The organism is Sphingomonas lycopersici, from assembly GCF_026130605.1.
Lineage (GTDB): Bacteria > Pseudomonadota > Alphaproteobacteria > Sphingomonadales > Sphingomonadaceae > Sphingomonas > Sphingomonas lycopersici.
The window spans coordinates 64693-77760 of the sequence record NZ_JANFAU010000004.1 but is presented as its reverse complement, the minus strand read 5'-3'; the positions used below and the strand labels follow the sequence as shown (position 1 = coordinate 77760).

Annotated in this window: 9 protein-coding genes and 1 tRNA gene; 7 read left to right on the top strand and 3 right to left on the bottom strand. The window is 63.0% G+C overall.

Going from position 1 to position 13068, the window contains the following annotated elements:
• The first annotated feature begins 2 nt into the window (after positions 1–2).
• A complete protein-coding gene (locus NED98_RS09855; protein WP_265312864.1) occupies positions 3–143 on the top strand; it encodes a DUF6306 domain-containing protein in 141 nt (46 codons plus the stop codon).
• A complete protein-coding gene (locus NED98_RS09850; protein ID WP_265312863.1) occupies positions 118–396 on the top strand; it encodes a DUF6306 domain-containing protein in 279 nt (92 codons plus the stop codon). Before NED98_RS09855 ends, NED98_RS09850 begins: the two co-directional genes overlap by 26 nt.
• An 8-nt stretch (positions 397–404) precedes the next feature.
• Here NED98_RS09850 and NED98_RS09845 read toward each other — a convergent pair whose 3' ends face one another.
• Positions 405–1346: an EAL domain-containing protein gene (locus NED98_RS09845; protein WP_265312862.1), complete on the bottom strand. Its 942-nt coding sequence runs from the start codon at positions 1344–1346 to the stop codon at positions 405–407.
• A gap of 317 nt (positions 1347–1663) precedes the next feature.
• Here NED98_RS09845 and NED98_RS09840 point away from each other — a divergent pair, with 317 nt between their 5' ends.
• Positions 1664–3343 (top strand): hypothetical protein, encoded by a 1680-nt coding sequence (locus NED98_RS09840; protein ID WP_265312861.1) that lies wholly within the window; start codon positions 1664–1666, stop codon positions 3341–3343.
• Positions 3344–3391: 48 nt separating this feature from the next.
• On the opposite strand, the gene NED98_RS09835 is transcribed toward NED98_RS09840, so the two are convergent.
• The gene (locus NED98_RS09835; RefSeq protein ID WP_179511364.1) at positions 3392–5704 is read right to left on the bottom strand and encodes a TonB-dependent receptor; all 2313 of its coding nucleotides are present in this window, start codon (positions 5702–5704) and stop codon (positions 3392–3394) included.
• Between the two features lie 301 nt (positions 5705–6005).
• Here NED98_RS09835 and NED98_RS09830 point away from each other — a divergent pair, with 301 nt between their 5' ends.
• The 3 genes from NED98_RS09830 to NED98_RS09820 all read left to right on the top strand — a co-directional run bounded on the left by NED98_RS09830 (position 6006) and on the right by NED98_RS09820 (position 11743).
• Entirely contained in the window at positions 6006–8852 is a 2847-nt protein-coding gene (locus NED98_RS09830) for a M14 family zinc carboxypeptidase (protein ID WP_265312860.1), read from the top strand.
• Between the two features lie 25 nt (positions 8853–8877).
• Positions 8878–10224, top strand: a complete 1347-nt coding sequence (locus NED98_RS09825; RefSeq protein WP_265312859.1) for a metal-dependent hydrolase family protein — start codon at positions 8878–8880, stop codon at positions 10222–10224.
• 343 nt (positions 10225–10567) lie between these two features.
• A complete protein-coding gene (locus tag NED98_RS09820; RefSeq protein ID WP_265312858.1) occupies positions 10568–11743 on the top strand; it encodes an acyltransferase family protein in 1176 nt (391 codons plus the stop codon).
• 32 nt (positions 11744–11775) lie between these two features.
• On the opposite strand, the gene NED98_RS09815 is transcribed toward NED98_RS09820, so the two are convergent.
• Positions 11776–11851, bottom strand: a tRNA-Ala gene (locus NED98_RS09815).
• Positions 11852–12036: 185 nt separating this feature from the next.
• Between NED98_RS09815 and NED98_RS09810 the strand changes: the two genes are divergently transcribed.
• Entirely contained in the window at positions 12037–13023 is a 987-nt protein-coding gene (locus NED98_RS09810) for an NADP-dependent oxidoreductase (RefSeq protein WP_265312857.1), read from the top strand.
• Positions 13024–13068: the final 45 nt, after the last annotated feature.

The window sequence follows — 13068 nt, the reverse complement described above, 5'->3', positions numbered from 1 at the left end:
TTATGCGGCAGAGGGGCGGCGATGCCTATATGGGCTATGCCGGCCGCGACGAGATCGTCGCCGCGCTCAACGCGTTGCTCGAGGCGGAACGCGCCGGCGCGCGGGTCGCGCTGGCCAGTGCGAGGGACGCGGATCCCTTCTAACACCATCACCCCGCCGCTCGATCGGCTGATATTCCTCAACCGCGGCCTATCCTGGGTGGTGCGACGGCTGGAGGCGCTGATGCCGAGAGTGCGTGACGCCGATCTCCACGCCGATCTGCGCGCGATGCTCGACAGTCACCGGGAGAATATCGCGCGGGCAGAGGGCTATGCGCGACAAGGGCAGGTCCATTCCACGCTGAGCTCGTCAAAGGTCGAACGGGGGACTCCCGACATCTGCGGTCCGCCGACTTAATGCGCTGATCAACCAGCCGGAGGCGATGGGGCCGATTCATCGAGAGGTGGCGGGCGACGGCCGCCGCTGCGTCTTGAGCCGCCTGACCGCCGAGGCTTGTCGGCTGCTGCGGGTGCTTTCGGCGGCGCATCGCGGCGGAATCCCCCGACGATGACCTTCGCTTCCGCAGATATTCGCCAGTTGCGCCTGAATGATTCCGTATCGATGATCTCGGCTTTGCGGATCACCTCGCGTCGGGCCCGGTCTCGGGCGATATCATCGAGCACCTCCTCCTGCCCGCGCGGATGCGAGAAGAGAAAGCCCTGCGCGTGGCTGAATCCGGCTGCGCGAACCAGATCGAGCTGTTCGTGCGTCTCGACCCCTTCGGCGATGATATGAATGCCCAGCCGTTCCCCGAGCGCCGCGACCGCGGACAGGATTTCGCGGCTTTTGTAGTCATAGGGCGCGTGTGAAGCGAAGCAGCGGTCGAGCTTGATCGCGTCGAACGAGAAGCGCTGCAGGTTCCTCAGCGAGGAATAGCCCGAGCCGAAATCGTCGAGCGATAGCGAGACCCCGGCGTGGCGCAGGAGGCGCAATTGCTCGACCACCTCGCGCGTCGGGACGAGCATCGCATTTTCGGTGATTTCGAGGTGAAGACGCTCGGCGGGCAGATTATGTCGCGCGAGCGCGTCGAACGTCTGCGCGGCGAAGTCGCCCGCGAGCAACTGGTGCGGCGATACGTTGACCGCCACGGCACAGCGATCGGCCCATTTGGCGGCGTCGCGGCATGCCCAATCGATGATCTTCCCGCCCAGTTCGACGATCCGCCCGGTCGTTTCCGCCACGTCGAACAGCGTCTCGACGTCGCACGGAATAGCCTGATCGGAGCCGCCCCAACGCAGCAGCGCTTCGCGCGCTGCGGTGCGGTCGTTGATCAGCGAATGGATATCTTGATAATTGAGCCGAAACATCTCTTCCTGTAAACCAAGGCGGAGAAATGCAGAAAGATGCTCGTTGCGCTGGAGTAGCGAAAATTCATCTGACATGTTCATGACATCGTCTCCCGAGTCGAACGGAGAATGACTGCAAATTTCGCCGATCCAAGGAGCAACAAAATTAGCGATTTTAATCTCGCGCTGCGCATCCGTCCGAATATTTCAACACCAGATACTCTACGCGGGGCGGAAGCGTCGGCCCCGTCTCGCAGCTGTCAAAAAGCGTTAAATGAGGGGGTTAAAAGCGTTACACGTAAATGACGTGACCGACTTCAATTTATCTGGAGTATAGAGTGATGAGACCGGCTGAGGCGGAAGCGCAGCCCGATCCGAGCGATATCCGTGAAGCGTTGCGCCTCATCCATGAATCAGGGGTTTTGGGCGAAGGAAAGCTGTCGCTGCTGCTCGATTATCTGGTCGAGGAGGAGCTTGCGGGGCGCGGCGATCGTCTGAAAGGCTATTCGATCGCGCTCGACGTGTTCAAGCGCGGCGAGGATTTCGATCCGTCGATCGACAGCGTGGTGCGTGTCGAAATGCTGCGGCTGCGCAAGGCGCTGGCGCGATATCATGCACAGCTGGATCCGGCGGCGCGCGTCGTGATCAACCTCGCCAAGGGCAGCTATCGGCCGACCTTCGGCAAGAGGGCCGAGGCTGCGGCGCCCGAAAGAGCGGATCGCAAAGCCGCGCCAGGCGCCTTCTTCGCCGCGCGGCGGCTCGCGCTGGCCGGGCTGGCCCTCGTGCTGCTCGCGGCGCTGTCGATCGTCGTTTTCAAGCCGTTCCAGGCCGCCAAGGATTATCATTGTCTTCGGCCCTCGCTGGCGCTGCGGTCGAACGGCTTCATGCCGGTTCGCGAGACCCAGTTTCAGGGTGTCTTCAGCAAGATTCTGCAGGCTTATCCTTTGGTGCTCACCGGCGCCGCGCCGAAGAGTTGCCCGGCAATGCAGCGCAGGCTCGAACTCACGCAGGTCTCCGAGCACTCGCTGCAGGCGGCGCTATACCGTGCTGCCGAAACCAACCCTTATTGGGCGCAGACCTTCACGATCGATCGCGGCGACGTCGAGCTCGTAATGGCGCAAATCCTTTATCGTGTCGCGTCGCATGAAGGCGCGCTCGTCAAGGATATGCTGCGAGGCAAATGGGAAAATCAGCAGGCGAAGCAAGATTATGCCTGCCATGTGAACGGCTATTCGCATTTCATCAATCCGATGACCGACAACCCGGCTGATGATGTGGCGTGCCTGCGCGCGAGCATGAAGGAGAAGTCGCCTTTTGCCGATACGTACAGCACTTATGCGATCTTCGTTCAGCTGCGATATTATGACCAGACTCTGTACGGCAAGGCCGATCGCGAGAAGCTGCTCGCGGAATATCGGCAGGCGATGAACCGCGCGCTGGCGATCGACCCGACCGAATGCCTCGCGTTGGTCGCGCGCCTACGCGAATATCGTCGCGCCGTTCCGCCCGATCATGAGCGGCTTGCCGAAACGGTGGAAACGATCAACCGCTATTGCGTCGGCAATCCGTTCATGTCGAGCCACGTCGCGATGATCGAAGGCTATGTTTTCAACGATTGGGCCGCGTCGCGCAATCTTCTGGACCGAGCCATCGCCATTTCCGGGCTGAAGCATTGGTATTCGCATTCGCTGTTCGGCAATTTGCTCGTCGCCGGGAAATGGGCCGAGGCTCATGATAAAATCAAATGGTTTCAGTCAATTCTCAATCCGGTCGACGCGATCTGGCTTGTCGTGATCGGCAATCATGTCGGCGATCGGGCAATGATCGGTGAGGGGCTCGAATATCTGCGGCGGCGATCGATCCGCACCTACGAAGACGCGGAGAATTTCATCGGGAGGGCCGGATATCACCCCGATTTCGCCGGCAAGTTGCTGGACGAACTGTCCGACGTGCTCCCTCACGCCGGCGCGGCGAACAAGTCGGACGTAACAAAAATCCCCGCGTCGCCGCGGGGATGATCGGATTGCGAGGCAAAGGGACGGCGGTCGCCGCCGTCCCCCACCGGATCAGAATGTCTTGCGCAGGTTGAGCCCGATCGTGCGCGGCCGCGCGGAGGTGACGCTGGTCAGCCCCACGCCGATCGCGCTCGACGAGGCGCGCGAGATCGCCAGCACATCGAACAGATTGTTGACGAAGATATAGGCGCCCCAATCGTTCGGCTTCTCGATGCCGATACGCGTGTTCACCAGCTCATAGCCGTTGATATAGCGCGTATAGACGTAGCTCGGTCGGAAATCGGAATAATAGCCGCTGGAGTGGCTGAAATCGCCGCGGACCAGCCCGTTGACCTCGCCGAACAACGGCCATGTATATTGCGCGCCGACCCCGGCGGTGAATTTCGGCACATAGGGGATGCGATCCCCCGCGCGGCCGGAGCTCGCGGTGGCGAGATTGGCGGCAAGCTGATCCTCGGTCAGCTTGGCGGTCATATAAGTGGCGTTGCCGTTGATGCTCAGGCCATGGACCGGCTGGATCGAGGTTTCGAACTCCACGCCCTGCACGCGCGCCGCGGCGGCGTTGCCGATATAGGAGAATGCGCCGTTCGGGGTGCGCTGGGTCACCTGCATGTTCGTCCAGTCGATACGGAACGCGTCGAGATTGACGATTAGCTTGTGGTTGAGCCACGAGGTCTTGAAGCCCGCCTCGTAATTCCACAGCGAGTCAGAGCGATAAGGCGTCAGCGACTGCGCCAGCCCGAGCACCTGATTGACCCCGCCGGGGCGGAAGCCCTGCGCCGCCTCGGCGTAGAACATGATGTCCGGCGTGATCTTGTACGAAGCGTTGGCCTTCACCACCGTGCCGTCCTCGCTCGACGACAGATAGGTCGGTGGGGTGAGCCGCGCGCCGACGAGGATCGACGGCACGTCGGTGTGGCCGACGACGTTCTTGGTATATTTGAAATAGCGCACGCCGCCGGTGATGTTCAGCCGCGAGGTGAGATCCCACGAAAGCTCGCCGAACGCCGCGACCTGCTTGAGCTGATCGTAGATGAAGCGGATCGTGTCGACCTCGGTCGGGATGACATAGCCGTTGAGCGGATTGACGTTGAGCTGCGGGTTGGCGACGTTGGTGCGGCGGCGCGAATAGAAGCCGCCGACCGTCCAGTGGATCGGCCCCTTGCTCGCCGAGCTGAGCCGCAGCTCCGCGGTCAGCGCGTTCAGATCCTGTTGCGGATAGAGCGAGCTGGTCGACTGGCCGGCGACGAACGCCTGATATTGCTTGAACGAGGTGATCGGGTTGAGGAACTGATCGGTGCAGCCGTTGGGCGCGCCGGTCGCGGTGAAGCAGCGCGCATTATAGCCCGCCAGCGTGTTGGTCCCCTGGATGAAGCGCGACGTATCGCTCTGGCTGACGAGATTGCGCTCCATATAGGAGACGACGCCGGTCGCGATGACCGGGCCGAAATCGTAATTGCTCGTCAGGCTGTACAGCTTCACCTCGTCGCGCACGACCTGCCGGGTGCGGGAATCGGTCTTGTACTTGCCGCTCTCCAGCAGCCAGGTCGGCGTGTCGGTGGTCGATTTGTTGTAATAGGCTGCCGCGTCGATCGTCCATTGCTCGACTGGCTGGATGCGCAGCATCACGCGCCCGCCGTAGCTTTCCTCAGCGTTGATGTCCTTCACGCGCAGCCACGTGTTGTCGATATAGCCCGAATTGCGCTTGAAGAAGCCGACCGCGCGGAGCGCGACCTTCTGGTCGACGATCGGGACGTTGATCATCCCGTTCATTTCCTGGTTCGCGCCGCCGTGCTGCGTGCCGGAGAGGCTGCCGTCGAAATCGGCGCCCAGTTCGTAGCTCGGCTTCTTGTAGATGATGCGCAGCGTGCCGCCCATCGAGCCCGAGCCGTAGAGCGTGCCCTGCGGGCCGCGCAGCGCCTCGACGCGCTCGACGTCGAACAGGCGAAGCTCGGGGGTCGAGCCGCCCGCGTCGTTGCTCGCGCCCACCGTGCCGGTCACCGGGGTTTCGTCATAATAGACGCCGACGGTCGGCTCGCCGGTGGCCTGGATGCCGCGGATCACGACGCGGCGGTTGGAAGGGCCGCCGTCGACGAAGCTGAGGCTCGGCACCTGGCTGCGCAGGTCGGCGATATTCTGCACGCCCGAATTGGCGATCGTCTGCGCCGACACCGCCGAGATCGCGATCGGGGTTTCCTGCAGGCGCGTGTCGCGCTTCAGCGCGGTGACGACGATATCCGCATCGCTGCCGCCGGTCACGGGCTGCGCATTCTGCGCGAAGGCCGGGGCGGCGAGCCCGCTCAGGAAGGTGGCGGCAAGCAGCGCATGGCCCATCGCACGGCGCGGCTGGATAACGTCGGTCATCGGGTTCCCCTTATCTCGTCGCCGCCCGCCCGCATCGCTTGCATGTCGCCAGGTCGGGTAGGGCGGCGTTCATGTCCCCATCACGCGATTGAGCAGGATGTGTGCGTTCGTCAATAAGTTCGTCAACTAATTGTGCGTGGCGCGACGATTTGATGATCCACCCTTGCGCGCGGTGGTGCGATGTCGCACGATTAGCATGTGAAGTGATCCGTCGCCGCAAGCGACGGGTTTCTCATGAGAATATGTCGGGGTCGGCGCGGGAACGGGCATCTGCCGTGTCCGCGCGAACGGGAGGGAATTGATGAAGCGGGTTTTGACGGGCGCGTCGCTGATCGGCGTCGCGATGTCGCTGGCGAATGCGGCCGGCGCGCAGCAGCAGGCGCCAAAGCAACAGATGGATTCCGATTTCGCAGCGTCGGTGAAGCAATGGACGACGCGTCCCGAATTCATGACCCCGCTGGTCGATCATCTCCCGCTGTCGACGACGATTCCCTCGCCCAAGCAGGTTTTCGGCCACCATATCGGCGTGCCCAACGTGCTTCACAGCCAGGCGGAAATTAACGGCTATTTCCGCAAGCTCGCCGCCGCCGCGCCCGATCGCGTGCGGATCATCGAGATCGGCAAGACCAACGAGGGTCGCGACAATATCGTGGTGATGATCTCCGACGCGGAGAATATCGCCAGGCTCGATCAGTATAAGGCGAACCTAGCCAAACTGGCCGACCCGCGGCGTATCACCCCCGCGGAAGCGACGCGGATCATCGGCGAGACAAAGCCGATCTATCACGTCACCGCGGGGCTGCACTCGGCCGAGACCGGCCCGCCCGAAATGGTGATGGAATTGGCCTATCGCCTGCTCACCGAGGATAGTCCGCTAATCCGCCAGATCGGCAAGAACCTCGTCGTCGCGTTCACCCCGGTGCTCGAGGCGGACGGGCGCGATCGCTATCGCGACTGGTATTATCGCCACCTGATCGACGAAAAGGACGATCTGAACAAGCCGGCGAGCACGCCCTATTGGGGCAAGTACATCTATCACGACAATAATCGCGACATCAATTTCTCAGACCCGAGCGCGCGGGAAATGATGCAATATTATCTCGAATGGCATCCGCCGATCATGCACGAACTGCATGAATCGGTGCCGTTCCTCTATACGTACAGCGGACAGGCGCCGCAGAACCCCGATCTCGATCCGATCCTTTACGGCGAGCTGCCCTTCTATTCCAATTTCGAAATGTCGCAGCTCACCAAAATGGGGCTGCCGGGGGTGTGGACGCACGGCTTCGTCGACGCCTGGTCGCCGGGGTACGTCGGCTTCATGGCGTCGAACCATAACGGCATGCTGCGCATGTACGAAACGTTCGGCAACGCCGGCGCGACGACGATGCTGCGCCACGTCGATACCGGTGAGGTCGGCCCCGGCGCACGCGGCGGCAACCAGACCGCGCGCGACTGGTATCGCCCGTCACCTGCCTACAAGGAGGTGGAATGGTCGATGCGCAACAACACCAATTATATGGAAACCGGGGTGCTCACCGCGCTCCAGCTCGCCTCGACCTTCCCCGATGTGATCCTCGAGAATTTCTACAAGAAAAGCGCGAACGGGGTCGCGGCGGGCGCGGCCAAGGCACCCTATGCCTATATCATCCCGGCCAATCAGAGCGACCCGACGCGGGTGAAGTTCGTCGTCGATACCCTCCAGCTGCAGGGAATCGAGATCGGCAAGGCCAATGGCGCGATCAAGCTGGGCGACAAGAGCTATCCGGCGGGGTCGCTCGTCATCAAGCTCAACCAGCCCTACGGCCGGCTCGCCAAGACCCTGCTCAAGGTGCAGGACAATTATCCCGACGACGACATGACCACCTATGACGATGCGGCCTGGACGATGGGGCTGATGACCCACACCAATATCGTCCAGATCGCCGACAAGGCCGTGCTCGATGTGCCGACGACGCCGCTCGACCGCTTCGTCGTCAACGGTGCGATCGGTGGCGCGGGGGCTGGGGGCTATGCGGTGCTCGACACCGGATCGGTCAATCTCGCGCAATTGCGTTTCCGGCTGAAGGACGTCGCGGTGCGCGTTGCCGAAAAGCCGTTCAAGGCGGGCGGGCGCGAGGTGCCGGCGGGGTCGTTGTTGATCCCGGCGAGTGCGGGCGGGCAGCTCAAGCCGCTGATCGAGGAACTAGGCCTCACCGCGGTCGCCGCGCCGGGCGATCCCGGCGTGCCGACCCACGACATGCCGATCCCGCGGGTCGCCTTGTTCAGCACCTGGGGGTCGACCCAGAGCGTCGGCTGGGTGCGCTATGCCTTCGATCGGTATAAGACGCCCTATGACCTGATCTTCAAGGAACAAGTCCGCGCGGGTGATCTGCGTGCAAAATATGACGTGATCATCCTGCCCGATCAGGGGCGGTCGCCGAAGGATGTGGTGTTCGATCTGCCGATGAAGGGCAAGCCCTTGCCCTATGACGCGTCGAAGGATTTCCCGACGATGGGGATGTACGGCTCATCGCCCGATATCCGCGGCGGAATGGGGCTCGAGGGGCTGGAGGAGCTGCGCAAGTTCGTTGCGGCGGGCGGGCTGCTCATCACCACCGGCAAGGCGAGCGGGGTGCCGGGCGGCTTCGGGCTGGTCGACGACGTGTCGGCCGGCGGGGTGAGCAAGGATTTCTACGCCCCCGGCCCGATCGTGAAAGCCAATGTGCTCCAACCGGCGAGCCCCTTGTTCTACGGCTATTCGCAAAAAACGATGCCGGTACGCTGGGCGAGCAACGTGCTGCTCGGCGTGCCCAAGACCGCCAAACAATATGTGCTGATGGAATTCCCGGGCGGGAAGAAATCGGTGATGAGCGGATTCATGAAGGGCGCCGAGGAGGTCAAGGACCGTCCTGCGATCGTCAATATGCCGGTCGGCGCTGGGCGGGTAGTGATGTTCGCCACCAACCCGATCTGGCGCTGGCAGAACCTCGGCGAATATCGGATGCTTTATAACGCGATGCTCAACTGGAAGGCGTTGGGCGGGGCGAACAACCTGGCGCCGGTCAAGCCCGACGAGGGCGCGCCCTTGGGCAAGACGCCGCGGGTCGACGACGGCTCGAAGCCGACCGGGCTCACCGGCTCCGACGATACCGGCACGCCGAACTGAACGACTTGGGGGACAGAGGAAGATCATGAAAACGAAGACGATTGCGCTGGCCGTGGCGGCCGCGCTGCTGGGGGTGTCTGGTCAGGCGCTGGCGCAGGCGGATAGCGTGCTCGCGCCCAAGGCGGAGAAGGCCCCCGATCGCTGGACGATCATCCACGCCGGTACGTTGATGGCCGATGCCGGCAAGCCGGTGGCGAAGGATGCCAGCATCATCGTCAAGAACGACAGGATCGAGGCGGTGCGCCCCGGCTTCGTCGGCGCGGAGGCGATCGGCAACGGCGTTACCGCGGCCAATGTCGCGATCGTCGAATTGCGCGACAAATTCGTCATGGCCGGGCTAATCGACGCGCATGTCCATGTCGGCGCGGGCGATCTGACCGCGGCACTGCGCAACGCGCGCGAGAAGGTGATGGGCGGGGCGACCACCGTGCGCGACGCGGGCGGCACCCCCGAAATCATCTTCCCGCTGCGCGATGCGATCAACAAGGGGCTGGTGGTCGGGCCGCGCATCCTCGCCTCGGGCGCGCCGATCACCACCACGGGCGGGCACGGCGATTTCCGCAACGGCAATTTCCAGGCCTCGCTCCAGCCGCCGGCCTTCTCCAGCGGCGTGTGCGACGGCGACGGCGAATGCGCCAAGGTGACGCGGCGGCAGATCCAGCTCGGCGCGGATCAGATCAAGATCATCGATACCGCGGGCGTGGTCGACGACAGCTATACCGGGCTCGACCAGCAATTCACCGATGCCGAGCTCCACGCGATCGTCGACGCCGCGCATCTGATGAAGCGCAAGGTGATGGCCCACGCGATCGGCGCCGAGGGGATCAAGGCCGCGGTGCGCGCCGGTGTCGATTCGATCGAGCACGGCAATTATCTTGACGACGAGGGCGCCAAATTGATGAAGGCGCACGGCACCTATCTGGTGCCGACGCTCGAAGCGCCGACCGATGTGCTGCGCCGCGTGCGCAACCCCAAGCCGGGCGATCGCCCGATCAGCGAGAATACCCGCATGAAGGTGCTCGGCATGCCCGAGGCGCAGCCCGACGGGATCGGCCGGCAGGTCAAGGTCGCGCTGCGCAACGGCGTGACGCTCGCGGTCGGCACCGATTTCGGCGGGACGCCGGGCGACGAGATGGTGCTGATGGTGCGCCAAGGCGGGATGAGCTCGGCCGCGGCCTTGCGCGCGGTGACGCTGACCAACGCCGAACTGCTTGGCATCTCCGCCAAGGCGGGGACGATCGAGCCGGGGAAATCGGCCGATATCGTCGCGTTCGACGGCAATCCGATCGATCAGATCGAGGCGTCGACCCGCGTGGTCTACGTCATGTCGCAGGGGCATCAGTTCAAGGCACCGGGCTTTCAGCTTCCGTAAAAGCGCCGCGGCGCGGTGCGATTGTAAAACTCTGTATGAATCTGCGAGCATCATCTGCATTCGATGTGAGATTATCGGGTGCGGATGATCTGCCGTGGAAGGTGGCAACCAGTTTGCCATCAGCTTCAATCATAACGTAAAAAACTTCATCGATATTACCGCACGCGCTGTCCGGCTCCGGCCGCGGAGGCGAGGTGGCGCGATTTCCGGCTTATTCGGAGCCCGTGGAGCGGCTTGCAATCGGCCTGCGGTTGCCAGTCTGCGGACCGTGCAAGAACGTTGCGACCCGCCGCCATCGCTCTGTTGGTGACCATTCGGACCCGGCGCCAATGGGGCGAGGGAGGTGGCGCCGCTCTCGCGTCGCGCGGGTCGCCTCGCCGACATGTGTCCCAAAACGGATCAGTCGCTACGCGACGGCCATTCCGCAGTTGCGTTGCGCGACGAAATATCGGCAGGGGAAATTAAGTGTAGATTAACCAAAAAGGTCAACATGCGATACAGCCCAAGTCTGGACGGCTTGCGCGCCGCGGCGGTGGCGCTCGTCATGGCTTCGCATTTCACCTGGGGGCGTTTGCCCGGCGGATGGGTGGGCGTCACCCTGTTTTTCGTACTTAGCGGATATCTGATCACGAAGATCCTTGTGCAAGAATTGGACAGCACCGGGACGCTGAATCTCCAGCGCTTCTATCTTAAACGATTTCTGCGTCTGTCGCCTGCGCTTGCCCTTGTGCTGGCGGCATCGCTGGTGATCGCGATATTGACCGCGAAGCTGGACAGCGCGGTGGAAGCGGCGTTGTTCGCTGGTAGTTATACGATGAACTTCAACCGCGCATTCGGTTTGGGGGAGGAAGGCGCGCTCGGTCACACATGGTCGCTGGCGATCGAGGAGCAATTCTATCTGCTATGGCCGCTGATGCTGCTTTTCGTCGTCAAACGGCGGCGTATCCGTCTGCTGCTCACGGCGATTTCGATCATCGTTGCGTGGCGGTTCTACCTGATTGTCGACGGTGCAGAGGTTCAACGTATCTATAACGGCTTCGACACACGAGCGGACGCGTTGCTGGTCGGCTGCCTTCTGGCGTTGGTCGAAAAGTCGATCCCGTATCGCGCGTGGATGCCTTATGTCGCGATCGTGACCCTGTTCGGATGCTATATCGCGCTGAAGGCCGACGCGAGTTTCATCTGGGCTAGCGGGCTCTTCGCCGCGACGCTGGCATCGGCGGCGCTGATCAAGTTCACGGTGGTGGACGGCTGGGCGCGCGTTTTCCTCACGTTCAAGCCCTTCGTGTTCGTCGGCAAATTGTCCTACGGCCTGTACCTCTGGCACTATATGCTGCTCATATCGGCGATCCGGTTTCAGCAGGATGACAACCGGGTGCTGTACGTAACCGCGGTAGCCGTCGTTTCGATCGGCCTGGCAATCGCGAGTTATTTCCTGGTCGAGCTGCCCTTCAACAAGCTCAAGGATCGGATCGGCCGGCGGCCGCGCACCGGAGCGGCAGCAGAATTGCCTGCGTAGCGAAGCGGTTTGCGATTTCCGAAGGTTCCGGGTGGTGGAGCCGAGGGGAATCGAACCCCTGACCTCTGCAGTGCGATTGCAGCGCTCTCCCATCTGAGCTACGGCCCCGCCCGGTGCCCCGGCATCGCCGGGAGCGACGCCATTAGCGGCCTCTGCCGGGCGATGCAACGCCCTCATGCAACAAATCTGAACTTTGTCCGCGCGGGCCGTGTCGCAGGCGATCGAGCCCCCTTGTTTTTATTGCCCACCGCACCATACCTTCGCTTCGAACAAGGCGATAGAGGAGGAGAGCGATGGCACGTGCCTGGACTTTGAAATCACGCCCGGCGGGAATGCCGGAGGACGATAATTTCGCGTTGATCGACGTGCCTTCGGCGCCGCTCGGCGCGGGGCAGGTGCGCGTCGCCAACCGCTGGCTGTCGGTCGATCCCTATATGCGCGGCCGGATGAACGACGTGAAAAGCTACGTCCCGCCGTTCGCGTTGGGCGAGCCGATGCAGGGCGGCGCGATCGGCGAGGTGGTCGAAAGCAACAGCCCCGATCTCCCGGTCGGCGCCAAGGTGCAGCATATGCTCGGCTGGCGCGAGGAAGCGGTGCTCGACGCCGCCGAGGCGCAGAAGCTGCCCGCGCTGGGGGTCGAGGATCAGGCTTATCTCGGTCAGCTCGGGATGCCGGGGATGACGGCCTATTTCGGGTTGCTCGAAGTGGCGTCGGCCAAGCCCGGCGACGTGGTGTTCGTCTCCGCCGCGGCGGGCGCGGTCGGCTCGACCGTCGTCCAGATCGCCAAGGCCAAGGGAATGACGGTGATCGGTGCCGCGGGCGGCGCCGACAAATGCGCCTGGGTGAAGGAACTCGGCGCGGATCAGGTCATCGATTACAAGGCCGGGCCGGTCGCGCGCGGGCTGATGCAGGCGGCACCCGACGGGATCGACGTCTATTTCGACAATGTCGGCGGCGACCATCTCGATGCGGCGTTGCTCGCTGCGCGACTGCACGCGCGGTTCGCGATCTGCGGGATGATCGACATCTACAATGATGCCAAGCCGCAGGAGCTGCGCTATCTCGCCAAGGTGATCGGCGCGCGGATCAATATCCGCGGCTTCATCGTCAGCGATTTCTTCGCGCAGATGGGCGATTTCTATCGCGACATGGGCGGGTGGCTGAAGGAAGGGAAGCTCAAGCGCCACGAAACCGTGCATGAAGGGATCGCGGCGATGCCCGAGGCGTTCCGCGGGCTCTTCACCGGGGGGAATATGGGGAAGATGCTGGTGCGGCTGTAACGGCGCGGCTTTCGTCACCCCGGCGCAAGGTCGGGGTGACCTAAG